This window comes from Bradyrhizobium sp. SK17 (assembly GCF_002831585.1).
GTDB lineage: Bacteria > Pseudomonadota > Alphaproteobacteria > Rhizobiales > Xanthobacteraceae > Bradyrhizobium.
Map to the genome: position 1 here is coordinate 4,109,873 of NZ_CP025113.1, position 25,502 is coordinate 4,135,374.

Here is a 25,502-nt window from a genome sequence, read left to right on the forward strand (position 1 = left end):
GGTTGACCGACTGTGAAGCAGATCGCGCAGAACTATAAGAGCGGCGAACTCAGGCTGATCGATGTGCCGGCGCCGCGCTGCCGGCCCGGCGGGGTCGTGGTGCGCACGGCGTTCTCGGCGGTGTCGACCGGCACCGAGATGATGAAGTTCACCGAAGGCCGGCTGTCGCTGCTCGGCAAGGCGCGCGCGCGCCCCGACCAGGTCGCCAAGGTGGCGCGCTCGGTCCGCCAGCAGGGACTGCTCGCGACCTATCAGAAGGTGATGAACCGCCTCGATTCCTATACGCCGCTCGGCTACTCGCTGTCGGGCATCGTTGTCGAAGTGGGCGAGGGCGTCACCGGTTTCTCGGTCGGGCAGCGGGTCTGCTGCGGCGGCAATCAATATGCGACGCATGCCGAATACAATTGGGTGCCGGTGAATCTCTGCGTCCCGGTGCCGGACGGCGCAGCACTCGACCAGGCCGCCTTCACCACGATCGCCTCGATCGCGCTGCAAGCGATGCGGCAGTCGGAAATCCGACTTGGCGAGACCGCCTGCGTGATCGGCCTCGGCCTGATCGGGCAGATCCTGGTGCGCCTGCTGCGCAGCGCCGGCGTCGTGGTGGTCGGGCTGGACCGGCTCGACGCACGCTGCCGTCAGGCCGAGGCTGCGGGGGCCGCCATCTGCGCCATCGCATCCGATGATGCGGCGGCCGGGTTTCGTGCCCGGATCGACCAGCTGACCGCCGGCAGCGGCGTCGATTGCGTGTTCATCACGGCGGGTAGCGACGATCCCGATCTCGCATCGCGTTCGGCGGCGCTGCTGCGCGACCGCGGCCGCATCGTCGATATTGGCAAATGCACGCTGAACCTGCCGTGGAATGAATTCTACGACAAGGAGCTCGACGTCCGGTTCTCGCGCTCCTATGGCCCCGGGCGATACGACCCGCTCTACGAGGAGGGCGGCGTCGATTATCCGATCGGCCATGTGCGCTGGACCGAGCGGCGCAACATGGAAGCCATCGTCGCGCTGCTCGCCGACGGACGGCTGGATTTTTCCTCGCTGATCTCCGACGTTGTGCCGCTGGAGCAGGCGACGTCGGCGTTCGAGCGCATGAGCCGGGGCGAGGTCGGCCTCGGCATGGTGTTCGCCTATCCGGAGGCCGCTCCGCGCACCACGCGGATGACGTATCGCCCGGTCGCGGCACTGCATGGCGGACGGGTACGGCTCGGCGTCATCGGCGCGGGCAATTATGCCTCCAGCATGCTGCTGCCGCAGCTTGCGAAGGACGATCGCGTCGATCTCGTCGAGGTCGCGACCAATACCGGCCTGAGCGGTGCCACCGCGGTGCGCAAGTTCGGCTTCGCGCGCGCCTCGACCGATGCGGCCGCGGTGCTCGCGGCGGACGACATCGATGCCGTCTTGATCGCGACCCGGCATGCCTCCCATGCCGACCTCGCGGCGCGGGCGCTGCGTAGTGGCAAGGCGGTGTTCGTCGAAAAGCCGCTCGCGATCGACACGGACGCGCTCGATCAATTGGTGCAGACCATCCACGACACCGGCAACAACAGGCTGATGGTCGGCTTCAACCGCCGCTTCTCGCCGCTGCTGCAAGGGATGCGCGCGGCGTTCGCGCCGGCGGGCCCGCAGACCCTGCAATATCGTGTCATCGCCGGCCCGCTGGAGAAATCATCCTGGTACTTGCAGGCCGAGATCGAAGGCAGCCGGTTCGTCGGCGAGGGCGGCCATTTCATCGACCTGTTGTCCTGGTGGCTCGGCGTCGAGCCGGTGCGGGTCTCCGCGAGCGCGGCGGGCAAGGACGTCGACAATCTCCTTGCCACCTTCGACTTTGCCGACGGTTCGGTCGCGAGCCTCAGCTATCTCACCGGTGGCGATCCGAGGGTGCCGAAGGAAGTGCTCGAAGTGTCGGCAAGCACGGGATTTGCCCGCTTCGACAATTTCTCCAGTTTCGAGGTCTGGCAGGCGGGACAGCGCAGGGCAGGGAAAGCGCGGCTCGACAAGGGCCAGCAGCCGATGCTGGATGCCTTTATCGCGGCAGTCGCATCGGGGGGCGCGATGCCGATCGCGCTCGATGCGCTGCTTGCGACCACCCGCGCGACGCTCGCGGTCCAGGCGAGCGCGGCCGCGGGGATGCCGGTTGATGTGAGGCCTGCGGCAGCAGAGCAGGGCGTCGCGCGCGCCTCGACCGGCGCGAGATGAACTTCGCCTGGTATCTGCGCAGGCTGCGGCGTATGGAGCCGTCCGAGCTTGCCGGACGGGTGAACGATCAAGTGCTGCGCTCGCTCTGGCAGATCGCTCCGCCCGACATCGCGCATCGCGCCAAGTCTCGGCTCGCTCCCGGTCCACTGACGCCGCGCTTGAAGCCGCTGCCTTCGCCGGCAAAGGCGCCGCGGCAGGCTGCCGAACGGCTGATCCAAAGCGCCGACCAGATCCTCGCCGGACGCTTCCGGATCTTCGCGAGGGATCACGAAGCCCTGGGCGAACGGCCCGACTGGTTCGTCGATGCCCGCAGCGGCAAGCGCGCGCCAGCCGACATCTATGCGTTTGCGGTCCCCTATCGCGACGAGGCCGCGGTCGGCAACATCAAGTACATCTGGGAGCCGTCGCGGCACCACCATCTCACGATGCTGGCGTCGGCCTATTATTTGACCTCGGACGAACGCTACGCCCGCCGCGTGGCCGAGCATCTCGCCAGCTGGTGGCGCGAGAATCCGTTCATGCGCGGCCCGCACTGGATCAGCGGCATCGAGCTTGGCGTGCGGCTGATCTCGTGGGCCTGGGTGCGCCAGTTGCTGCAAGACTGGCAGGGCGCGCCGGCGCTGTTCGAAGACAATGAGCTGTTCGTGACGCAGCTCCACGCGCATCAATATTGGTTGTCACAGTTTCCGAGCCGGGGCTCGTCCGCCAACAACCATCTCATCGCGGAGGCCGCCGGGCAGTTCGTCGCCGCCTGTGTGTTTCCCTTCTTCAGCGACAGCGCGCGCTGGCGCGCGCAATCCGCCAGCACCTTGGCACACGAAGCCGTTGCGCAGACGCTGGCCTGCGGCAGCAACAGCGAGCTTGCGACCGACTATCACGGCTTCGTGCTCGAGCTGCTGCTGGCGGCGGCGGTGCAGGGCGAAGCCTCGGAGCATCCGCTCGACGATGCAGTCTGGATCACGATGTGCCGCATGAGCGATGCGCTTGCCGCGATGCTGGACGATCGCGCGCGTCCGCCGCGCCAGGGCGATGGCGACGACGGCATCGGCCTGCTGCTCGACGATCACGGCGGCAATCGCTGGCTTGGTCTGCTCGCCACCGGCGCGCGCCTGTTCGGCGAGTTGCCGTGGTGGCCCGACTTGCCGGAGCCCGATCTGCGCACGTTTGTTCTGACCGGCGGCATCAGGGCGCGTATCGTGGCCGCGCGGCCCGAGCGCCGCCCGTATCAGCTCGACGGGGCGGGCCAGGCCTTTCTCGTCGATTCCGACCGGGCGGTGTGGTGCCGCTGCGACCACGGCCCGCATGGCTTCGGCCGGATCGCGGCGCATGCCCATGCGGACGCACTGTCGCTCGAATGCAGGATCGGCGGCGTCGACGTCCTCGCCGACCCCGGCACCTATTGCTATCACGGCGATCCGCGATGGCGCGCTTATTTCCGCTCCACGCTGGCGCACAACACGCTCCGCTTGTTCGCGCGCGATCAGTCGGCGTCGGGCGGGCCGTTTCTCTGGACACGGCATGCGCAGAGCCGGCTGGTCGCATCAAGCGGCCTCGATGACCGTGATGCGGATGCGAGCTGGGTCGCCGAGCATGCGGGATATCACGACGATGCAGGTCGCCTGCATCGCCGTTCGGTGCAATTGCTGCGACAGGCGGCACGGCTCATCGTCACCGACATGGTGCTCGATCAAGAGGGGCTTGCGCTGCCGGCGAGCCTGAGCTGGCATCTGGGTCCCGACGTGGAATGCAGGCTCGAAGGGTGCACGGCGCAGCTGTGCTGGCCGGGCGGCCGAGGCGAGCTCGATCTGCCGGCAGGACTGAACTGGACGACATATCGCGGCGACGGGAACATCCCGGCCGGCTGGTATTCGCCGTCCTTTGATCTCAAGGTGCCCGCGACCTCGCTGATCGGCTCGGGGACGCTTGCCGCGGGCCAAAGCCTGGTGACGGAGCTGCGCTGGTTCACGGAGCCGGTGCGCCGGCCATGAGGATCCTGGTCGCTCACAACAGATATCAGGGACGCGGCGGCGAGGACGTCGTGTTCGAAGCGGAAGTCGCGCTGTTGCGGGGTGCCGGACACAGCGTCGAAACGCTCACGGTGAGCAATGAGGCGATCGATTCGCTCGCCGCGCGCGTCGCGACGACGCTGTCGATCGCCGACAATGCGACGGCCAAGCGGTTGGTCGCAGAGGAGATCGATCGCTTTCGCCCCGACGTCGTCCACGTCCACAATTTCTTCCCGCTGCTGTCGCCTTCGGTGTTCGATGTCTGTCGGCAAAGGCGCGTGCCCGCGGTGGTGACGTTGCACAATTATCGCACCATCTGCACCGGCGGCATGCTGCTTCGCGACGGCCGCGTCTGCCATAAATGCCTGGAGCATGGCCACGTCTGGGGCGTCGCGCATCGCTGCTACCGTGGATCGCTTCCGGGTTCGCTGGCCTCCGCATACATGATTGCGCAGCACCAGCGCCGCGGCACCTGGACACGCCCCGGCCTGCGCCTGATTGCGCTGACGCAGTTTGCCCGGTCCCTGTTCATCCAGGCCGGGTTCGATGGCGGCCGGATCGACGTCAAGCCGAACTTCATGGCCGACCCGGGGGCACCTGATCCCGCGGAGCCGCGTGCCGGGCTGCTCTATGTCGGACGGCTGAGCCGCGAGAAGGGGCTCGGCGTGCTGCTCGACGCCGTTGCCGGAACCGGCATCCCCTTGCGGATCGTCGGTGAGGGACCTGAGCGCGTTGCGCTCGAGGCCCGCGCGGCGGGGCAGGTCACGTTCCTCGGGGCGCTCTCGCGCGTGGACGTGCTTCGGGAAATGGCGAAGGCCGAGGCATTGGTCGTGCCTTCGTTGTGGTACGAGGGATTTCCGATGGTCGTGGTCGAGGCCTTCGCGCAAGGCACGCCGGTGATCGCCTCCGAGATCGGTGGATTGGCCGAGGTGGTGAGCGCTGGCCGGACCGGCGTCTTGGTGCCGCCAGGTGACGCGGCTGCGCTCCGGCAACGGATCGGTGACGTGCTCGGTGCCCCCGATCGGGCCGCATGGGGGAAAGCTGCGCGCGCCACCTATCTGGAGCTCTACGCGCCCGGCGAGAATCTCCGGCTGCTCGAGGCCATCTACGCGCGCGCCGTCGGTGAATGACCGCGGCGGATCGGCGGTTCGCCCTTGCGATTGCCACCCTCGTCCTGGCAACGAGTTGCGACAAATCTGCTGTTAATTTGTTATGATGGATGGTCCGCCTGCGCCGCCAGGTTCGGGCGGCGGTGAGGAGGCCCTGATTCTGGGTCTGATTCCAGGGCTTTCGCCTGCGCGGACATCGGGACCCGCAACCGGAATGCGTCATGACGCCGGTTCGGTCGCCGGCCAGTTGCGAAGTTTGACACTTTTTTGGACGCGCACTCATACGGCGCAGAAATATTTTTTCAGCGCAGAAAATCTCGCCGAACCGCGCGCAGAATCTGCAAAATTCGGCGCCATCCGCAGTCCCGGGGCCGCGTTGAAACCCCGTATAATCACTACCCTTTTTTGCGTCGCGGCTAACATTCGAGCTCGGTCCGCATCGAGCGGTTGCGTGCATGCGAATGGGCGTTAAGTCTCACATAAACCTCATGGAACCAGATGTTAACGGGCCATTGTTGATTGACTCTGTGGTATTGCGGACTTAACAATACACTTAACAAGTTCGCAGTGTGCGTCCACATTTGAGTTGCGTCGCAGCAAAGTGGTTGTGAATCAACGGCTTAGGTGTGGACGGGCGGCTTGCATCCCGATCCCAAGCAGGGGCTATCTCGATGGCGACTTACAATCTTGACCAGACAGACCTCAAGGCAGCGCTAAATGCCACAATCGATCATTCGACCCAGCAACAGATCATCAACTACCTGATCAATGCCGGGATCGGATACACCAGGCCGGACGACGGCTCGACCGTTCCGGTACAGGTGGGGGCCGCGATCTCCAACCCGGATCCGGAGACCAACGTCCTCATCGAAGTCAACCCGAACAACACGGTCAATACCGACGCCAACCTGAAGGCGATCATTGAAGCCACCGACAAGGACGTCACGCTGACGGTGAACGGCAGCACTCCGGTGCTGGTCGCGACCGGCAACGGCAACGACACCATCTACCTCAACAACAGCGGCGACACGACGGTCCTGGCCGGCAACGGCAATGACACGATCTACGGCGGTTCCGGTCACGACTCGATCAGTGCGGGTGCCGGCAACGACGTCATCATCGACAATCTTTCCGGGCACAGCACGCTGGATGGCGGCGCAGGCAACGATCTGATCGTCGGCACCGGCGCCGACACGCTGATCGGTGGCTCTGGCAACGACACGCTGATCGGTGGCGCATCCTCTGAGCTGCATGGCGGCAGCGGCAACGACGTGCTGGTGTCGGGCAGCACGGTGGGCAATTCCAGCACGCTGTATGGCGGCACTGGCGACGACCGGCTGTACGGTGGTGCGGGCGACGATCGCCTGTTCGGTGGCGACGGCAACGACACGTTGACCGCCGGCTCGGGTAACCAGGTTCTCTATGGCGGCAACGGCAACGACGTCCTGATCGGCGGCTCCGGCAACGATCAGCTCTACGGCGGGAACGGCAACGACGCGCTCTACTCGAACTCGGATGCGTCGCACGGCTCGATCCTCGACGGCGGTGCCGGCAACGACTCGCTGTATGGCGGCGCTGGTGCCGACACGCTCTATGGCGGCGCCGGCAACGACCTTCTGGTCGGCGGCACCGGAACTGTTGCGGAGTATGGCGGCAGCGGCAACGACATCCTGTATTCGGGCAGCGATGCGTCGCATGCGACCAAGCTCTACGGCGGCGACGGCAACGACTCGCTCTACGGCGGTGCCGGCAACGACACGCTGTATGGCGGCTCCGGCCACGATACGCTGATCGCCGGTTCGGGCAATCAGACGCTGATCGGCGGCAATGATGGTTCGTCGTTCGTCGGCTCGGCCACCGGTACGGCCTCGATGGTCGGCGGCTCTGGTCAGGACTACTTCTATCTGTCCAACCTCCACAGCAACGACACCATTGACGGTGGCGCCGGCAGCAAGGACTCCCTGACGTTCCTTGACCACGCTTCGACCGATGTGGTCGACATCACCGCCGGCAAGGATGGGTCTCTGGACATCAACTTCAGTAACGGCCAGGTGACCCAGATCAGCAACATCGAATACCTGATCTTCAACGATGGTCACTCGACCAAGCTGTAAGATCCTAGGTCCGCACTAAGCGAAGGCGCCGCCTCAACTCGGGTTGGGGCGGCGCTTTCTGCTATTAGAAACTGTGCCAAGAAATGTCGTCTGATAACCTAGCAGTGTTGCGGTCTGCGCGAATTGTTAGTCATCGGGATAGTTGACTGTTTGCTTGGCGGCTATGTAGCGCGTCTAACCAGGGGGCTACGTTGATGGCGACTTCCAATCTGGACCAGGCCGACTTCGAAGCAGCGATCAACTCCACGATCGATCCCGCGACCCGGCAGCAGCTGATCGACTATCTGATCGCCGCGGGGATCGGCTACACCAGCCCGGATAACGGCGCGACGATCCCGGTGGAGCAGGGGGCAGCGATCAGCAACCCGGATCCGGACGCCAATGCTCTGATCGAGATCAACGCCAATAATACCGTTCACATCGCCTCCAACCTGAAGGCGATCGTCGAAGCCACCAACCGCGACGTGACGCTGTCGGTGATCGGCAGCGGCTCGGTGCTGGTCGCGACCGGCGCCGGAAACGACTATGTCTCCTTCGTCAGCAGCAGGGATGCGGATTTTATTGGCGAGACGACGGTTTTTGCCGGCGCCGGCAACGACACGGTGTTCGGTGGTGGCCCGTCGGAACTGTATGGCGATAGCGGCGACGACTTGCTGGTGTCGGGCAGCGTGGAGGGAGGCAAACCCAGCACGCTTGACGGTGGTACCGGAAACGACACGCTGATTGGCGGTTGGGGCGACGATAGCCTGTATGGCGGCGACGGTGACGACTGGTTGAGCGCGGGGCCGGGTTATAGCCACGAGGTTCTCGACGGCGGCCCGGGGAATGACACCCTCGTCGGAGGCCAATACTTCCTCGGCGTCGGCGGCTTCGGCGAAGAGCTCTACGGCGGCGCCGGCGACGACGTGCTCTACGCGGGTGTGCAACTGCGTCCAGGCTCGATGATGATGCTGTCGGGCGGCGCCGGCAACGACACGCTGTATGGCTCTGCGAGTGCCGCTGCCAATACGATGGATGGCGGCGACGGCAACGACCTGCTGGTTGGCAGCTCCGGCACCGTTGCCGAGTACGGTGGCAGCGGGAACGACATTCTCTATTCAAACGCGCGTGATTTGTTGGGGGTCGTGCTCGAAGGCGGTGCGGGCGACGACACGCTGGTTGGTGGTGTCATCGGTGGTTCCGAAACGCTGCATGGCGATGCCGGCAACGACCTGCTGGTTGGCGCCGACGAGACCGCTTCCGAGTACGGTGGTAGCGACAACGACGTGCTCTACTCGGGCAGCGCTGCGGGGCACGGCTCGTTCCTCTCAGGCGACGACGGCAACGATTCGCTCTATGCCGGCGCTGGTAACGACCTGCTGGTTGGCGATGCCGGCAACGACTTGCTGGTTGGCGGCGCCGGTAGCGACAGCCTCTACGGCGGCGCCGGCGACGACGTGCTCTACTCTGGCAGCAATTCGTTCCACGGGACCCTGCTTGATGGCGGTGATGGCAACGACGTGCTCTATGGCTCGTCGCTCTCTGGCGGCCCCGGCCACTACAGCGACACCCTGCAAGGCGGCGCCGGCAACGACACGCTGATTGGTGGCACGGGAACCAATTTCGAGCACGGCGGCAGCGGCAACGACGTGCTCTACGCGGGCAGCGATGCGTTGCGGGCGACCGTGCTTTTTGGCGATGACGGCAACGACGTGCTCTATGGCAGCGCCCGCAACGACACGCTGTATGGCGGCGCCGGCAACGATACGCTGGTCGCCGGTTCGGGCCACCAGTGGCTGATTGCCGACGGCAATGACGGGTCGTCGTTCATCGGCTCCGTTACCGGTACGGCCTCGATGGTCGGCGGCTACGGTCAGGACTACTTCTACCTGTCCAATCCGCACAGCAGTGACACGATCGACGGCCGTGGCGGCGACAAGGACTCGCTGACCTTCCTGGATCACGCCTCGACCGATTTGACTGCCATCAGCGACGGCAGCAATGGTTTCATGGACGTCAGCTTCAGCAACGGCCAGGTGACCCAGATAATCAACATCGAATACCTGATCTTCAACGACGGTCATTCGGTCAAGACGTAAGATCGATCCCAAGATAGATCCCAGGTCTCCACTCAGCGACGGCGCGCCTCAATCCAGGTTGAGGTGGCACCTTCTTCTGATCGATTGCGCCGATCGGAACTTTGTCGGCCGATCGGCGTCGGCACGCCGGTCTCCGTCAAAAGTTCCACTTCAGGCATGCCCACCGGGTGGACGTTAAAAGTTAGTTCGTCACATTCGGACCACGTAGCTTTTGTAAAGGCGTGATGCTTGCTTAACACAACGGAACTGTGGGCCGATCGCCTTATGCCGCCCAGGTAATCTTGGGCAAGACGAACGATCGCTGCAGAATTCAGCCGCTCAATGCGCGAACCGTGGAGCTCTCGAATTGGCCAGGAAGAAGATGCTGAATGCCGGCGCCGGATCGACGGTGACCAAGCGGATCCAGCCACTGCTGACATCGCGCGAGTGGGACGAGATTCGGCTCGACGTCGACGGAGGCGTGAACCCGGACATCGTCGGGTCGATTACCGATCTCTCCCGGTTGTTTCAGCCGGCCTCGTTCGACGCGATCTGGTGCTCTCATGTCATGGAGCATCTCTATGCCCACGAGGTTCATCCGACCTTCGTTCAGTTCCGCGAAGTGCTCAAGCCGAGCGGATTCGCGCTGATTATGTCGCCTGATCTCGAGGCGGTCGCGCAGCACATGCTGATCCATGGCCTCGGTGCGGTGGCCTATGTCTCCCCGGCCGGCCCGATCCGTCCGTTGGACATGATCTACGGACATTCCGGCGCGATCGAGCAGGGACGTCATCACATGGCTCACAAGACCGGGTTTTCGTCCGAGCGGATGGGAAACCTGCTGCTCAGTGCCGGCTTTCCGACCGTCTCGGTCCGGAGCGGGAATTTCGAGATCTGTGCGTTGGCCCTGATGCCGGAAGCCGACGATGAGCGGATCAGGCCGCAACTGGAAGCCTGTGGGTTCGACTTCCGGGAGACGGTGACCGCCGGCGCATAGTCCACAACGTTAATCAATGTTATAGGGTTCCGTGGCTAAACCCGTGTACGGCCGCGTGCGCAGCCCGCTTTCGCGGTCGTCGTCACATATATCTTTTCGGGGCGATATGCTGAAAATGCTGCGTTAGCGAACTAACAGTGATAAGTTATAGTTCGCCAGGGACCGGATCTGCGCAGTCGAAACTCCGAGGCATTCATGACCAAACACCTCTCGCTCGTCGGCGCACCTTCGGTGGAGGCACTGCCACCCTCGGGGCTTGCCTGTCTCGTCATCGTGGCAAGACAGCACGGCCTGCACCTGACCCCGTCACAACTGATCCATGACAACCTGCTGGGCGATCAGGAAGTCACGCTGCCCGAACTGCTGAAATGCGCGAATTCCTCCGGCATGACGGCAAAGGCCGTCACGCTGGACTGGAAGGGACTGAGTCATCTCAAGCGGGCGCTGCCGGCCATCGTTCGCCTGCGCGACGGCAGCCACATGGTGTTGCTGCGCCTCGAAGGCGATGAGAGCAGCTCCCGGGTCGTGTTGCAGGATCCGAATGCGAGCGAGGATGCACTGCTCGTCATCGATCAACCGCGCTTCGAGGACATCTGGTCGGGCGACGTCGTCATGGCCAAGCGCGATTACGAGATTTCCGACGAGACCCAGCCATTCAGCTTCGGATTCGTCACCGCATTGCTGTTCCGCGAGCGACGCATCCTGCGCGACGTCGCGCTGGCCGCGCTGATCCTGGGCTTCATGGGCCTGGCGCCGATCATGTTCTGGCGGCTGCTCTCGGACAAGGTGATTTTCTACAAGGCCTACAACACGTTCTACGTGCTGTGCCTCGCGATGTTCGTGGTCATCATGTTCGAGGCGGCGTTCTCGTTCCTGCGGCAATATCTCGTTCAGCGCCTGACGGCGCGCCTCGACGTCAAGCTGTCGACCTATGTGTTCGAGAAGATGCTCAATCTGCCGATCGACTACTTCGAGCAGAACCCGGTCGGCCTGGTTTCCCGCGATATCCGCGAAGTGTTCCGCATTCGCGGCTTTCTGACCGGCCAGTTGTTCGGGACCATCCTGGATTCGACCACGCTGTTCTTCTTCCTTCCCGTCATGTTCTTCTTCAGTCCGATCATGACGCTGATGGTGCTTGCCTTTGCCGGGGTGATCGTGACCTGGCTGATCCTGATGCTCCCGGCCTATCGCAAGAAGTCCTCGGCGACCCTGGCGGCCGAGGGCGCGCAGGGAGCGTTCCTGATCCAGAGCCTCAACGGCATCCGGACCATCAAATCGCTGGCGCTCGATGCGCGCCAGCGCCACATGTGGGATGTGCTGGTCGCGCGTGTCGCCAAGGCGCGGCTGGCGGAAGGCATGACCGGAACCGCGATCCAGACCGTGGTGCGTCCACTGGAGCGGCTGGCGGTGAGTGCGCCCTATGCGCTCGGCGTCTACATCGCGGTGTCGAGCGGCGATCCGGTCTATGTCGGCGCGCTGTTTGCCTTTCTGATGCTGTCGCAACGGGTTGCCGGCCCGCTGATGCAGATGGCCCAGCTCATCAACCAGTATGACGAGGCGCGCACCGCGGTCACCATCGTCGGCAGGCTGGTAAACCAGCCGGCCGAGGAAGGCCGCTCCGGCCATGGCGTGCGGGCGCCGCTGAAGGGGTTGGTCGAATTCTCCGGTGTCACGTTCAAGTACAAGGGCGCCGTATCGCCGGCGCTGAACAACATCTCGTTCGAAATTCCGCTCGGCACGACGCTCGGCGTGATGGGCAAGAGCGGTTCCGGAAAGACCACGATCACGCGGCTGCTGCAGCGCCTGCACTCCGACTATGGCGGCCTGATCAAGGTCGACGGCATCGATGTCCGCGAGTACGATGTCGACCATCTCCGGCGCAATGTCGGCGTCGTGCTGCAAGAGAATTTCCTGTTCAGCGGCACCATCCGCGAAAACATCGCGGCCGCAAAGCCCGACGCGACCTTCGACGACATCGTCAGGGCGGCACGATTGGCCGGTGCCGAGGAGTTCATCGACAAGCTGCCACGCGGCTACGAGACCTATGTCTATGAGGGCTCCACCAACCTCTCGGGTGGCCAGCGCCAGCGCCTCGCGATCGCGCGCGCGTTGATCGTCAATCCGCCGATCCTGATCCTGGACGAAGCGACCAGCGCGCTCGATGCGGAGAGCGAAACGATCGTCAACGCGAATATTTCGCGGATCGCGCACGGCCGCACGCTGATCATCATCTCGCACCGCCTGTCGTCGCTGACCAAGGCCGATGCGATCCTCGTGCTCAATCGCGGCGTGGTCAACGATATCGGCCGCCACGAGGAGCTCCTGGAGCGCAACGACATCTACAGCTCGCTCTGGTACCAGCAGAATACGCATCTCGTGCCGACGGGGCGCACCGAGAAGAACTTCAGGAGTCCGACCCTTGTCTCCTAATCAAGCCTCGCTCGCGACCGTCCGCCAGTTCCAGTCCGAGACCGACGCCATCCGCGAAGCGGCCGAGCCGCTGCTGGCTCGCGCGACGCTGTTCGTGCTGGCAGCGTTCCTCGCATCCGTCGTGGCGATCATGTGCTTCACGCGTGTCGACCGGGTGATCACGAGTGTGGCCGGCAGGATCGTTCCGGTCGATCAGATCAACGTGCTGCAAGCCCTCGATGCCTCGATCATCAAGACGATCGATATCAGGGAAGGTCAACAGGTCGAGACGGGACAATTGCTTGCGACCCTGGATTCCACGTTTACCGCTGCCGATGTCACACAGTACAAGCTTCAGATTGCGAGCCTTGACGCGCAGGTCGCCCGCGACGAGGCCGAATTGTCGGGCAAGCCGTTGTCGTACGGCCAATCCAACGATCAGGACGTCACCAGGTACAACGCCTTGCAGAAGGCGCTCTATGACCAGCGCGTCGCCCAGTACAGCGCGCAGGTGACCAGCTACGATTCCAAGATCAGCCAGACCGAAGCGACCATCCAGAAGGCGAAGAAGGACGACGAGCGGTACAGTCAACGCGCCGATATCGCCGGCAAGATCGAGGACATGCGCTCGACGCTCGCCGAAAGCGGCAGCGGGTCCAAGCTGAACCTGTATCTGTCGCAGGACAATCGCCTGGAGCTGCTGCGCCAGATCGACAACACGCACAACACCCTGCTGGAAGCGCAACACCAGCTGGATTCGTTGAAGGCGGATCGCAAGGCCTTCATCGAGCAATGGAACGCACAGCTGAGCCAGGACCTGGTCACGACCCGCAACAATCTGGATACCGCCCGCTCGCAATACGACAAGGCGGTCAAGCACCAGGACCTGGTCCGGTGGACGGCGGCCGAGCCGTCGGTCGTCCTGACGCTCGCCAAGCTTTCGGTCGGATCGGTGCTGAAGCCGGGCGATCCCTTCATCACCTTGATGCCGCTCAAGACGCGGCTCGAGGCCGAGATCCAGATCCTGTCGCGCGACGTCGGCTTTGTCCGGCCGAACGATCCCTGCACGATGAAGATCGACGCCTTCAACGCCGCAGAGCACGGCACGGCGGAAGGCAAGATCCGCTGGATCAGCGAAGGCGCGTTCACGACCGATGACGACGGCAAGCCGGTCGATGCCTACTACAAGGCGCGCTGCTCGGTCGACCAGACCAACTTCAAGGATGTTCCGAAGAACTTCCGCCTCATCCCCGGCATGACGCTACAGGGCGACGTCAATGTCGGGACCCGCTCGGTGGCGATGTATCTGCTCGGCGGCATGCTGCGCAGTGCAAAAGAAGCGATGCGTGAACCATGACGGTGTCGACGCGATCGTTGCTGGACCGGCTCCGACCCGGTTCGTCCCGTTCCGACGCCAAGCAGTTTGAACGGGGGCTGGAGGCTTACGAGAACCGGCAGTATCTCGAGGCGTTGCGCCTCTGGAAGCTTGCGTCGGAGGCGGGCAATCCGGAGGCGGACTACCGGATAGGGCTGCTGTACGCCCGGAACGAGGGCGTGATCGGCAACATTCCCGACGCGGTCGTGTGGTATGAACGCGCCGCGCTGAGCGGACATACCGAAGCGCAATTCCAGCTTGGCTTGATCTACTTCAACGGGGTCAAGCCGATGGTCGGACCGAACCGGCCCGAGATGTGGCGGCAATCCACCGCGGCTCGTCTCGGCGAGAGGGCGACCAACCTCCACGAGCTGGTGTTCCCGAATGGAATCGGCGTGGCGAAGGACGTCGACGCCGCGTTCCTCTGGATGTCGGTAGCGGCGGAGGCCGGCAAGGCGGAGGCGCAAGCCATTCTCGGCGACATGTATGCCAACGGACTCGGCTGCACCAAGGATCATGCCGTCGCCCTGCGCTGGTACGAGGCCGCGGCCGGGCAGAAGGCGGCGTCGGGCGAATTCGCGCTCGGCGACGTGTATTATCAGGGGCGCGGCGTTCCGGTCGATTTCGCGCAGGCCGCGATCTGGTATCACAAGGCCGCGGAGCAGGGCCATGTGCGCGCGCAGGTTGCGCTGGCGTTCATGTGCCTCAAGGGCACCGGCCTGCCCGAAAACGTCGAGGAAGCGGCGCGGCTGTTCCAGAGCGCGGCCGCTCATGACGACACCATCGCGCTCTACAACATCGCGTTGTTGCGGTTGGGCGGCAAGGGGATCGCCAAGGATCTCGACAAGGCCGAGACCGCGCTGCGCAAGGCCGCGCGCAAGGACTACCTGCCGGCGATCCAGGCGCTGGCCGAGTTCTATGCGCTCGGCAGCGCCGCCGAGCCGGACCTGCGCGAGGCGGCCTATTGGTACGAGAGGGCGGCCGAACGCAGCGATGTGCAGGCGCAGTTCTTCACCGGGCGCTTCTACGCCACCGGCACCGGCGTTTCGCCCAGCATCCGGCAGGCCGCGAAATGGTTCGAGCGCGCGGCCGAGAGCGGCCACGCCACGGCGGCTCACAACATCGCGGTGTTCTATCTCAACGGCAACGGTGTGACACGCGATGTCGCGACGGCCATCAAGTGGTTCGAACGCGCCTCCGAGGGTGGCATCAGCGCCGCGGGCGTGCAGCTCGGACGGCTTTACGCGGCGGGTAACGGCGTGCCGCGCGATCAGGTGCGCGCAGCCGAGTGGTTGAGCAAGGCCGCCAAGGGCGGCGACGCCGATGCGAAGACGGCCTACGCCGTGTTTCTGATCCAGGATGAGCCGTCGGAAGAGCGCCTTGCGCAAGCGCGTGCCCTGCTGACCGACGCCGCCGAGGTGGGCCATCCGGCCGCGGCATTCCAGCTCGGCGGGCTGCACATGGGAAGGTCCGGCGGCACCGCGGATTTTCCGGCCGCGGTGCAGTGGTTCAAGCGCGCGGCGAGTGCCGGCCATGTCGAGGCCCAGCACACGCTCGCGCTGCTGTATTCCGATCCCAAGAGCGGCCTCGGGGATCCGCAGGCCGCCGCGAGCTGGATCGTCAAGGCCGCCGGCGGCGGCAACGCTGCGGCCCAGTTCAAGCTCGCGGTGATGTATTGCACCGGGCAGGGCGTCGAGCAGGACCTTGCCCAGGGCGTGACATGGTACGAGGCGGCGGCGCGTCAGGGCCACACCACGGCGCAATACAACCTTGCCGTGATGCTGGGCCGGGGACAGGGCCGCGAGGCCGATCCGGCGAAGGCGGCCGAGTGGTTCGAGGCTGCGGCGAGGCAGGGCATGGTCGAAGCCCAGCTCGCGATCGGCGATGCGCTGCGCGCCGGCAACGGCGTCGCGCAGGATCGTGACCAGGCCTTGCATTGGTATCGGCAAGCCGCACGGCAGAACAACGAAGGAGCGCTGCGTCGTCTGCAGGCCATGGGCGAGAGCGTCGGCTGAGATCGTTGGAGGCGGACGTTTCGCCGCGCGCGCGAAGATGTCGAACAGCTTTGTTTCCAGGCGTGAAGGCACGCAATCAGGCACGTCGGCGTGACAATCTAGGCAGAACCAACGATGGCTTTCATATCGAGGACAGCGCGAGTGCGTTAATGTGATAGGCCCGGAACAAAAGTTATGTCGATCTTAGATTGTGTGATAGTGAGCGATAAGCTCCGGGGATCGGGACCTGGGCGTGTCGGAAGGGCGATGTGATCATCTCGGGATCGAGCTTGTGCGGCACCGAGAAAGAAACTGGAGCCGACGTTAAACGTTGGCAGGAGATCGGGTAGCGATGAACAAGATTGTGGAACGGAGCGTCAGGGATACCAAGGATATGCTGCCCGTTGCCAGTCCGGTTCAACAGGAGGATCTTCCGCAGAGCTTGTTCCTGGATCCCGACATAACGGATCTCAAGTCAGGACCGAGGTTGCGCGGTGCGATCCTCGAATATTCGGGACGCGGGATTTCCGGCTGGATCGTCGATTCCCAGTCGCCGGCCGCGACCGTTTCGATATCGCTCTTCATCGCTTCGCACTGTGTCGAAGAGGGACGCACCGGACGATCGATGCCGGCCAGCATCGGTCCGCGGAGCGTGATCGGGCGTCCCGGATTTCGCATCGATCTGTCCACGCCCGGCGTGCGCCGTCGTCTGGCGCGCGCTCTCAGGAACGCGCTCGTCGAGCCCAAACATGCGCAGATCTATCTCCGCATCAGCCTCAACGACGGCGAGTACTACGAGATACCCCTGTTCGAGAGCTTTACGCCGGCCGAGGTGGTCGTTGCGCTCGGCTTCTCGACCGAGGATTACGACGACCTGTTGTTTCCGAACAACGACCACAGAGTCGTTGCGGGATCGGCGGACGCCTCCAGCAAGGAGGTGCGCTACATCTGTTTCTATTTGCCGCAATTCCACTCATTCGAGGAGAATGACAGGTGGTGGGGACCGGGGTTCACCGAATGGACCAACGTCGCGCGGATGCGCGCCCAGTTTCCGGCGCATGAATCGCCGTGGTTGCCGGCCGATCTCGGGTTCTACGACGTCCGTTTGCCGGAAACGCGTCGTCAGCAGGGCGATCTCGCGCGTAAATACGGCATCGATGGCTTCTGCTACTATGTCTATTGGTTTCAGGGGCGAAGGCTGTTGGAGAAGCCGCTCCAGCTGATGCTCGAGGACGGCGAACCCAACCTGCCGTTCTGCATCTGCTGGGCGAACGAGAATTGGTCCCGCCGCTGGGACGGTTCCGACGCCGAGCTTCTGTTGGGGCAAAATCACTCGCTCGACGACGATGTTCGCTTCATCGACGACATGGCCGACCTGCTGCGCGACGAGCGCTACATCACGGTCGACGGCCGAAAGATCATCGTCATCTATAGGCCGTCGCTGCTGCCGGACAAGCAGCGCCTGTTCGAGGTCTGGCGCAAGCGCGCCAGGGAGCTTGGAATCGGCGAGCTTCTGATCTGCAATGCGATGACCTTCGGGGAGTTCGATCCGCGCGACGTCGATTGCGATGCGGCGATCGAGTTTCCGCCGCACACCGTCTCGACGCGGGAAGTGTCGCCGACCGAGGTCGACGCACCGGAGACGTTCGCCGGCAAGGTCTACGATTATGTCGACGCCATGCGATCGTCTCTCGGCAAGACCTACGACTTCCCGTTCTTTCCCGCGGTGATGCCGCGTTGGGACAATACGCCTCGCAAGGGCGCACGCGGTCACATCTTCACCCGGTCCAGTCCGGAAGCGTTCGAGGTTTGGCTTCGCGACGCGACCCTGCGCGCCAAGGGCAACAGCTTCTCGCAGTCGTTGGTGTTCATCAATTCCTGGAATGAATGGGCGGAGGGCGCTCATCTCGAGCCGGATTCGCGCTATGGCCGGGCGTTTCTCGAGGTGGTGCGAAGGGTCGCTTCGGCCGAGCCGATCTCGGCCCAGATCCGAAACAGTCCGGATCTGCTCGATTGCCTGAGCAGGCAGGAGCTCGAATGGGCGGTCAAGGAAGCCTCGACCCATGTCGAAGTGCTCGCCAACCTGCACCGATCCGGCCTCACGCATTCCGGGGTGCAGCAGGTCAGGGGCGGCACCCCCGTGGAGGCCGCAGGTGCGCTCGACAATCCGGCGGGCTCGTTGCTGGTGATCGAGAATATCAATTCCCAGACCGGCGAACGCGTCATCGTCGACCCGCGCTATGAAATCCTGGTGCGGGGATGGATTTGCGCCGGCAATGCCTTCGAGGCAGGCCGGCAGCGAACGGGATTCCTGATCCTGTCGGAGCTTGGCCCGGAAGGTGCGGTGAACAGCGGGTACTGTCTGATCGTCGATTGGCACGAACGGGTGGACGTGAAGGAATATATGAAGGCCGAGAGCAAGGAGAGCTATTTCGGCTTTCAGCTGTCGTTCTCGATCCGGGACTTGCCGGATGGTGAGTATCAACTCGCGGTGCTCGAGGTCGGCGACGGAGCCAGCGCGCTCGTCAGGTCCCGCCACTCGATCATCGTGAGACGTTGAGGTCGCCGCCGATGCTCGCAAGTGTCGTCATCGCCTGCTACAAGCACGAGCAGTATCTCGAGGAGTGCCTCGAGACCGTCTATCAACAGACGTTCTCCGACATCGAGCTCGTCATCGTGGACGACCATTCGCCGGACCAGAGCTTCGAGGTCGCGCAGAAGGTCATCAAGAAGCGGTCGTTCGGCAAGCGCTTTGTTTCGTGCAAGCTGCTCAAGAACCCGCAGAACCTCGGCGCCCATTACACCTGGAACAGGGCGTTGTCGCTGACCAGCGGCGACATGATCTTTCTTCTGAACTCCGATGACGCATTTTCAAAGGACCGGGTTCAGCTGTTCGCGGACAAGCATGGCGACGAGCGGCTGTTCTTCGGCTTCTCGGCGGTCGAGCCGATCGACGAGCACGGAAAGTCGATCAATAACTACCAGTTTCCAACCCGCCTGCGCTATGCCATCGACCGGGCGCAGATCGCGGGTGCGCCATTGTCGTGGACGTTCCTGGACTCGCAGATCGCCGCGTCGACCGGAAATTTTGTCTTCAGCCGTGAACTGCTGCGCCAGGTCGGTTGGCTCGCCGATCTCAAATACTGCCACGACTGGGACTTTGCCCTGCGCGCGGTGACCAAGGTCGAACCGACCTATCTCGAAGCCGACCGCTACCTCTATCGGTTGCATTCGACCAACAGCTTTCGAAGTCTGAGCAAGGTGGCGGAGAGCGAGACCAAGGCCTGCATGGTGTCGTATTGCCTGAACGCGATCGCGTCGAGGCCGCAGAACAAGACCTGCCTCAGCCCGTCCAATTTCGGCGATTCATTCTATGACTTCGTGAAGCTGCACCCGAACTTCAACTATTGGGTCAAGCAGATCTACGCGCCGTATCATCTCGAACATCGGACGGTGGAATCGAACGACCGGACCAGGCCGATCCGCTGGCGCTGATCGACGCGCAGAAAGTCGAACGAGTCCGTTCCGGTCGGCCGAAGCGGACTCGTTGATTCAGGTTTCGGTTCGGCTGCTTCTCCCGGAAGCGATCTAAAGCGCGATGAGATTGGATCGAATCATCATCGCGCTTTAGCTTGTTGTCCAAGCATGATCTTTTCGGAAAACCGCTTCGCACTTTTCCGGATCATGCTCTAGCAGAGATTCTTCGACGCAGCCCGCGCGGTCGCCTTGAGGACCTCGCGCAACGCTTCCAGGCGGTCGGTTTGACAGGGCAGGGTCGGGACCAGCCAGCCACCCTCGTCATTTTCGTTCCAGGCATAGATCAGCACGGCAGGGGACCGGCGGTCGGGCGGCTGGCTGTTCACCCAACTGATCGATTGCGCGAGATGGCTGGCCAATTCCTGCTTCGTCGGTGCGGCATAGAAATTGGTGATGCCGTCGCCGGGACGCTGCGACGTTTCCCAGGGCACCGGATGTTCGATGCGGGGGCGCCTGTCCCATCCGGTCATCACCGTGGGCACAACGGGGACCTGGCTCGCGGCCAGCGCATTCCAGCCTTTTTCGGCATATCTCGCGAGGTCGGCAAAGCTTCCCCGGCCATTGCCGGTTGTGATCGCATATGACCCGACCGCGTCGGCGCCCAGATTGGCGGCCTCCTGGCTCAAGAATTTCGTGTCTCCCGCGAGCACGATATAGGGCTCGCCGTGACCGGCGGCGTTGGCGTCCGATCTGAACTTGCTCAGTTGCGTGCGCAGGCCCTGCACGCCGCCCCAGCTTCGCTGCACATCCGCAGCCTTGATGAAGCCCAGGAAATAGAGCGGCCGATCGCCCTCCACCCTCAGATAGTTCTTGTCCGCCATCAGGCCGATATGCTCGTGAGGAAGCGCGGACAGCTTGGCCGCCGATCCCCAGCGGCCGAGCTCAGTGAACATGCAGTATTTCAGTTCGGCTGCCTTGGGCCGGGTTCTGAACGCGTACAGGGCTTTCGACATTGGGTGGTTTGCCCCGTAGCCGGCGAATGCCCAGTAATCCAGTCCGGCAAAGATGGCCTGGTCGATCTCCTTGTCCATCTCGGTCTCGATCGAGCTCGAAAAATCAAGCGCGTTCGGATCGCGGTTGATTTGGGCGCCGAAGAACGGAGCGCGCCAGCGATATTTCTGCGGACCGAGCGATTGCTTCATGGCTTCGGTCGGCTGCGAGCCGGGCGAATACCAGGCGTCCCAGCGAATGGCTCCGACGAGAGGTCTCGGGGGCGCCGCTGCGGCAGCGCGAGCGGAACCCGGAAAGCCGAACGAGCGGGGCACGAGGCTTGCGGATAGCGACGTCAAAAACATCCGTCGCGTCAGCGCGAACGTCTTGCGGGTTGCTTCGTTCCCATTGTGCATAGGCGATCTCCGATCGTTCCCGGCCTGTGGCGCGGTTTCGTGCAGATGACATCGAGCCCGCTACTCTATTGTATTGATTTCCCTCGAAATAACCTTACAACAGTTAAGTGTGAGCGCTGTGTGTTATAGCCTTATTCCTGCAGGATAAGTGCGCTATAGGGAAGTCGTGGCGCGAGCCAATGTTAATTCGTCGATCTCCGGGGAGCGGCTCAGGTTGGACATGGAAATTCCAGCATTGTCTAGTTTCAGCTCAGGCGTGAATCTCGATGCGCTTCCAGCAAGTGAGATCGAGACGAGGCTTAGAGATTTCTTTTCCGGGCGGATCGCAAATCCGAAACCCGACGATCTGATCCAATCGGTCAACCAGTTGGAGCAGCAATTCGGCGATTACAAGGAATTCCAGTTCGCGAAGGCGGCGATGCTCGTGCAGGCATGCGATTTCGCAGGAGCGCGTGGAATCCTTCTCGACCTCGTCAAGCAACTGCCGTCGGACTCGCGGGTCTTGCATCGGCTGGCGATCGCGGATCTCAACATGGGGGCGGCCCATGAAGCGCAGGACGTCTATCTTTCGGCGCTCGCTGCCGCCCCGAAGAGTGAAAATCTGCGGCGAGAATTCGCCGGTCTGCTGCGCGTGATGGAGGCGAAGAAGCTCTACGCCGGCGTCGATCGGAAAAAGCACGGGCTGGCCGCCGTCTGCGCTATCAAGAACGAGGGCGAGGATCTGCTGGAGTGGCTGCACTTCCACAGGCTGGTCGGCATCGACCATTTCTATCTCTACGACAATGGCAGCACCGACGACACGCGTGCCGTGATCGAGTCGTTCCCGTGGCCCGAGATGATCACCTACCATTTCGTGGACGGGGAATTCGGTCAGATGCGCGCCTTCTCGCATGCGATCGACAGCTATCGCAATTGCGCGGAATGGTGCGCCTTCATCGACGCCGACGAATATCTGTTTCCGACCAAGGCCGGCAATATCAAGGACGTTCTGGCGGAGGTCGGGCCGGCGCCGGCCGTGGCGGTGCATTGGTTGAACTTCGGCTCGAACGGTCACGACGCCAGGCCGGTCGGCCTGTGCATCGAATCCTTCACGCGTCGGGCCCCCGATGACTTTCCGGATCATTTCATCATGAAGTCGATCGTGCGGCCTGACACCATCGTGTCCTACCTGCATCCGCATCAGTCGCTCGTCCTGGGCTGCTACGTCCAGGAGGACGGCACGCCAGTCTTCCCGATCGGCGGGCGCTGTACCGCTCCGAAGCGCGACAAGCTCGTGATCAATCACTACTATACGAAGTCACGGCAGCAATTGCTGAAGAAGCGCGAGCGCGGCCGGCCGCTCGCCGATGGCGATCCTGAGAAGATCCGCGCGATGGAGTTCTTCACGTTGCGGGATCGCAACGATATCGAAGACGCTACCATTCAAAGGTTTGTTCCGGAGCTGAAGAAGTTGGTCCAGGGCTGAACCGGGCGGCAGCGATGGCCTCGCCGATGGAGGGCGTGCCGGTGCACGCCCGATCCAGTTCACTTGAAAAGCGATTGTTGTCGCAGCGGCCTGCGACCGGCGGGCGGTTACAGCGGCTCCAGCCGGTACTTCGCAAGCAGCCGTTGCGCGGCGTCGAGGTCGATCTCCACCGGTCTTTGAAACACCGACATATTGTTGGCGCGCGCGATCTCCCGGGCGACGGTGCGCACCGAATGGTAGTGGGGACGGTTCTCGAAGTCGTGAATTGCGATGAAAGCGCCGGGTGAGCCGTGCAACAGGCACTGCACGAAGCAGGCCACGCGAAACCGGCCGTCGACGAAGTACAGGTCGGCGGTCCTGCTCTCCGGACGCTGCCAGACACCCTCGTGATAGTTGGGCCAGGAGCTCTCTTTCTCCTTCTCGATCGGATAGCCCCACTCGCGCAGCTTGCCGATATCCACATGCAGCAGCTGCGGCTTGGTGTTTGCGTCGCGCGTGGCATCGCCCACATTGGCGAGCCACTCCGAGGAGGAATCGATCGAAATCACCCACTCCTTCCTGGTCTGGCAGGCCAGCCAGGTGCTTCCTCCCGAGCCGAATTCCAGATAGCGCTTCGAGAGATCCACGAAACTCTTGAACAGTGTCAGTTCCTGACCGTCCATTGCGATCTTCATGGCGGGACCCCGTGGTTTCTCGATTTGCTGTCTGGCGGCTGGCTGCCAATCCACCGCGGGAAGGCGGTCGCGGCTCGTCAAGCCGAGATGAGATCCGGTTCGATCGTCATCGTGCTGCTCGGTTCCCTGTTGGCTGTCCACGCCGGTGATGTTGAGGAGATCGGCCGGCTACTGGTTCAATCCGACACGCTCCACCTTGTAGCCTCGCTCCAGGATCGCGCGCCACCAGGGTTGCTCGTCGACATACCAGCGGACGGTCTTGGCGATGCCGGTCTCGAAATTTTCCTCGGCGCGCCAACCGAGCTCGGTTTCGAGCTTGGTGGCGTCGATGGCGTAGCGGCGGTCGTGGCCGGGACGGTCGGCAACGAAGTTGATCAGCTCGCGACGCGGGCCGGACGAACTGGGGGCGATCCCGTCGAGCAGGTCGCAGATGCTTTCCACGACGTGGAGATTGGTGCGCTCGTTGCGGCCGCCGACATTGTAGGTCTCGCCGACCTCGCCGCGCTCCAGCACCAAGGTCAGCGCCTTGGCATGATCCTCGACGAACAACCAGTCGCGGACGTTCTGGCCGTCGCCATAGACCGGCAGCGGCGCGCCGGCGAGCCCCTTGATGATCATGTGCGGGATCAACTTTTCCGGGAAGTGATAAGGGCCGTAATTGTTGGAGCAGTTGGTTACCAGCGTCGGCAGCCCGTAGGTCTCGTGCCAGGCGCGCACCAGATGGTCCGACGATGCCTTGCTGGCGGAATAGGGCGAGTTCGGCGCATAGGCCGTGGTCTCGCTGAACAGCCCCTCATCGCCGAGCGTGCCGAACACCTCGTCGGTCGAGATGTGCAGGAAGCGGAACTGGTCGCGCTTCTCCGGCGACAGCGTGCGCCAGTGGCGCAGCGCCTCCTGTAGGATCGTGAAGGTGCCGACGATATTGGTCTGGATGAATTCGCCGGGACCGTCGATCGACCGGTCGACATGGCTTTCCGCCGCAAGGTTCATCACCGCATCGGGCTGATATTTCTCGAACAGCCGGCGCAGGGTCTGTCCCTCGCAGATGCAGGCCTTCTCGAACGAGTAGTTCAGGCTTTCGGTGGCGCGGGGCAGCGAGGCGAGGTTTGCCGCATAGGTCAGCTTGTCGATGTTGACGACGCGGGCATGGGTGTCACGCAGAAGATGGCGGACCACGGCGGAGCCGATGAAGCCGGCGCCGCCGGTGACGAAGATCGTCGATCCCTTAAACCGCATGTTTGAGCACCTCTGCGCTGCGGGGCTGGCCGTGGAACAAGCGGTAGACCGACAGCAGATACTCGCCGTAGCTGCTCTTGGCGGTCTTCTGCGCCACCCTGGCGAAGGCTTCGAGCGAGATGTAGCCCTGGCGCAATGCGATCTCCTCCGGGCAGGCGATGCGCAGGCCCTGGCGCTGCTCCAGGATCTGGACGAAATGGCTGGCCTCGACCAGCGAGGAATGCGTGCCGGTGTCGAGCCAGGCGAAGCCGCGGCCGAGCACCTCGACAAACAGGTCGCCACGCTCGAGATAGGCCTTGTTCACGTCGGTGATCTCGATCTCGCCACGCGGCGACGGCTTGATGCCGGCCGCGATGTCGACCACGTCGTTGTCGTAGAAATACAGTCCGGTGACGGCGACGTTGGATTTCGGCCGCTTCGGCTTCTCCTCGATCGACAGCGCCCGGCCGGTCCCGTCGAGCTCGATCACGCCGTACTGCTCCGGCGCGTTGACGACGTAGCCGAATACGGTGGCGCCCTTCTTGCGGACCGACGCCGCCGACAGCATGCTCGGCAGGCCGTGGCCGTAGAAAATGTTATCTCCTAACACAAGAGCGACGGAATCATCGCCGATGAACTCGCGCCCGACGATGAAGGCGTCGGCAAGACCCCGCGGGGTCTCCTGCGTGGCATAGGCGAAGCGGACACCGATCTCGCTGCCATCGCCGAGCAGGCGCTGGAATAGCGGCTTGTCCTGCGGCGTGGAAATGATCAAAATGTCTCGAATTCCGCCCAGCATCAGCGTCGACAGCGGATAGTAGATCATCGGCTTGTCGAAGACAGGCAGCAACTGTTTGGAGACGACGGTGGTCACTGGATAGAGGCGCGAGCCGGTGCCACCGGCAAGGATAATGCCTTTCATGGTCCCTCACATTTTGACTATCAAAACATAACATATGGCGTGCGCTGCACAAGTTTGTTATGAGAAGAAATTAACATTTCTGG

16 protein-coding genes are annotated in these 25,502 nt (G+C 63.2%); 12 read left to right on the forward strand and 4 right to left on the reverse strand.

The window, feature by feature from the left end:
- Positions 1 to 12: 12 nt before the first annotated feature.
- The 11 genes from CWS35_RS18865 (at position 13) to CWS35_RS18915 (ending at position 19,755) form a co-directional block, all read left to right on the forward strand.
- On the forward strand, positions 13 to 2,199 hold the full coding sequence (locus CWS35_RS18865) for a bi-domain-containing oxidoreductase (RefSeq protein ID WP_100953077.1): 2,187 nt from the start codon (positions 13 to 15) through the stop codon (positions 2,197 to 2,199).
- Positions 2,196 to 4,187, forward strand: a complete 1,992-nt coding sequence (locus CWS35_RS18870; RefSeq protein WP_100953079.1) for an alginate lyase family protein — start codon at positions 2,196 to 2,198, stop codon at positions 4,185 to 4,187. Before CWS35_RS18865 ends, CWS35_RS18870 begins: the two co-directional genes overlap by 4 nt.
- The gene (locus CWS35_RS18875; RefSeq protein ID WP_100953081.1) at positions 4,184 to 5,335 is read left to right on the forward strand and encodes a glycosyltransferase; all 1,152 of its coding nucleotides are present in this window, start codon (positions 4,184 to 4,186) and stop codon (positions 5,333 to 5,335) included. The genes CWS35_RS18870 and CWS35_RS18875 overlap by 4 nt, the downstream gene beginning before the upstream one ends.
- Positions 5,336 to 5,985: 650 nt before the next feature.
- Positions 5,986 to 7,428: a calcium-binding protein gene (locus tag CWS35_RS18880; protein ID WP_024579572.1), complete on the forward strand. Its 1,443-nt coding sequence runs from the start codon at positions 5,986 to 5,988 to the stop codon at positions 7,426 to 7,428.
- Between the two features lie 194 nt (positions 7,429 to 7,622).
- Positions 7,623 to 9,506, forward strand: coding sequence for a calcium-binding protein (locus tag CWS35_RS40505; protein WP_100953083.1), 1,884 nt, complete (start codon positions 7,623 to 7,625; stop codon positions 9,504 to 9,506).
- A 361-nt stretch (positions 9,507 to 9,867) separates the two neighbouring features.
- Positions 9,868 to 10,482 (forward strand): methyltransferase domain-containing protein, encoded by a 615-nt coding sequence (locus tag CWS35_RS18890; RefSeq protein WP_100956494.1) that lies wholly within the window; start codon positions 9,868 to 9,870, stop codon positions 10,480 to 10,482.
- A gap of 195 nt (positions 10,483 to 10,677) precedes the next feature.
- Complete coding sequence (locus tag CWS35_RS18895) at positions 10,678 to 12,912, forward strand: peptidase domain-containing ABC transporter (RefSeq protein WP_024579575.1); 2,235 nt, start codon at positions 10,678 to 10,680, stop codon at positions 12,910 to 12,912.
- Entirely contained in the window at positions 12,902 to 14,248 is a 1,347-nt protein-coding gene (locus tag CWS35_RS18900) for an HlyD family type I secretion periplasmic adaptor subunit (RefSeq protein ID WP_024579576.1), read from the forward strand. Before CWS35_RS18895 ends, CWS35_RS18900 begins: the two co-directional genes overlap by 11 nt.
- The gene (locus CWS35_RS18905) at positions 14,245 to 16,281 is read left to right on the forward strand and encodes an SEL1-like repeat protein (protein WP_100953085.1); all 2,037 of its coding nucleotides are present in this window, start codon (positions 14,245 to 14,247) and stop codon (positions 16,279 to 16,281) included. The genes CWS35_RS18900 and CWS35_RS18905 overlap by 4 nt, the downstream gene beginning before the upstream one ends.
- A gap of 331 nt (positions 16,282 to 16,612) precedes the next feature.
- A complete protein-coding gene (locus CWS35_RS18910) occupies positions 16,613 to 18,820 on the forward strand; it encodes a glycoside hydrolase family 99-like domain-containing protein (protein WP_100953087.1) in 2,208 nt (735 codons plus the stop codon).
- An 11-nt stretch (positions 18,821 to 18,831) separates the two neighbouring features.
- Positions 18,832 to 19,755: a glycosyltransferase family 2 protein gene (locus tag CWS35_RS18915; RefSeq protein WP_024579579.1), complete on the forward strand. Its 924-nt coding sequence runs from the start codon at positions 18,832 to 18,834 to the stop codon at positions 19,753 to 19,755.
- A gap of 194 nt (positions 19,756 to 19,949) precedes the next feature.
- Here CWS35_RS18915 and CWS35_RS18920 read toward each other — a convergent pair whose 3' ends face one another.
- Positions 19,950 to 20,828, reverse strand: coding sequence for a hypothetical protein (locus CWS35_RS18920; RefSeq protein ID WP_245438564.1), 879 nt, complete (start codon positions 20,826 to 20,828; stop codon positions 19,950 to 19,952).
- Between the two features lie 550 nt (positions 20,829 to 21,378).
- Here CWS35_RS18920 and CWS35_RS18925 point away from each other — a divergent pair.
- Positions 21,379 to 22,608 (forward strand): glycosyltransferase family 92 protein, encoded by a 1,230-nt coding sequence (locus CWS35_RS18925; RefSeq protein ID WP_245438566.1) that lies wholly within the window; start codon positions 21,379 to 21,381, stop codon positions 22,606 to 22,608.
- 107 nt (positions 22,609 to 22,715) lie between these two features.
- On the opposite strand, the gene CWS35_RS18930 is transcribed toward CWS35_RS18925, so the two are convergent.
- The 3 genes from CWS35_RS18930 to rfbA form a co-directional block, all read right to left on the reverse strand.
- Positions 22,716 to 23,363: a hypothetical protein gene (locus tag CWS35_RS18930; RefSeq protein ID WP_245438568.1), complete on the reverse strand. Its 648-nt coding sequence runs from the start codon at positions 23,361 to 23,363 to the stop codon at positions 22,716 to 22,718.
- 87 nt (positions 23,364 to 23,450) lie between these two features.
- On the reverse strand, positions 23,451 to 24,518 hold the full coding sequence (gene rfbB / locus CWS35_RS18935; RefSeq protein ID WP_024579583.1) for a dTDP-glucose 4,6-dehydratase: 1,068 nt from the start codon (positions 24,516 to 24,518) through the stop codon (positions 23,451 to 23,453).
- On the reverse strand, positions 24,508 to 25,419 hold the full coding sequence (rfbA, locus tag CWS35_RS18940; protein WP_100953093.1) for a glucose-1-phosphate thymidylyltransferase RfbA: 912 nt from the start codon (positions 25,417 to 25,419) through the stop codon (positions 24,508 to 24,510). The genes rfbB and rfbA overlap by 11 nt, the downstream gene beginning before the upstream one ends.
- Positions 25,420 to 25,502 lie beyond the last annotated feature (83 nt).

Excerpts from the sequence above, each read along its gene's own strand:
- CWS35_RS18870 (WP_100953079.1), top strand. The coding sequence starts at position 2,196 with ATGAACTTCGCCTGGTATCTGCGCAGGCTGCGGCGTATGGAGCCGTCC.
- CWS35_RS18875 (WP_100953081.1), top strand. The coding sequence starts at position 4,184 with ATGAGGATCCTGGTCGCTCACAACAGATATCAGGGACGCGGCGGCGAG.
- CWS35_RS18880 (WP_024579572.1), top strand. The coding sequence starts at position 5,986 with ATGGCGACTTACAATCTTGACCAGACAGACCTCAAGGCAGCGCTAAAT.
- CWS35_RS40505 (WP_100953083.1), top strand. The coding sequence starts at position 7,623 with ATGGCGACTTCCAATCTGGACCAGGCCGACTTCGAAGCAGCGATCAAC.
- CWS35_RS18890 (WP_100956494.1), top strand. The coding sequence starts at position 9,868 with ATGCTGAATGCCGGCGCCGGATCGACGGTGACCAAGCGGATCCAGCCA.
- CWS35_RS18895 (WP_024579575.1), top strand. The coding sequence starts at position 10,678 with ATGACCAAACACCTCTCGCTCGTCGGCGCACCTTCGGTGGAGGCACTG.
- CWS35_RS18905 (WP_100953085.1), top strand. The coding sequence starts at position 14,245 with ATGACGGTGTCGACGCGATCGTTGCTGGACCGGCTCCGACCCGGTTCG.
- CWS35_RS18910 (WP_100953087.1), top strand. The coding sequence starts at position 16,613 with ATGAACAAGATTGTGGAACGGAGCGTCAGGGATACCAAGGATATGCTG.
- CWS35_RS18915 (WP_024579579.1), top strand. The coding sequence starts at position 18,832 with ATGCTCGCAAGTGTCGTCATCGCCTGCTACAAGCACGAGCAGTATCTC.
- CWS35_RS18920 (WP_245438564.1), bottom strand. The coding sequence starts at position 20,828 with ATGGACAAGGAGATCGACCAGGCCATCTTTGCCGGACTGGATTACTGG.
- rfbB (WP_024579583.1), bottom strand. The coding sequence starts at position 24,518 with ATGCGGTTTAAGGGATCGACGATCTTCGTCACCGGCGGCGCCGGCTTC.
- rfbA (WP_100953093.1), bottom strand. The coding sequence starts at position 25,419 with ATGAAAGGCATTATCCTTGCCGGTGGCACCGGCTCGCGCCTCTATCCA.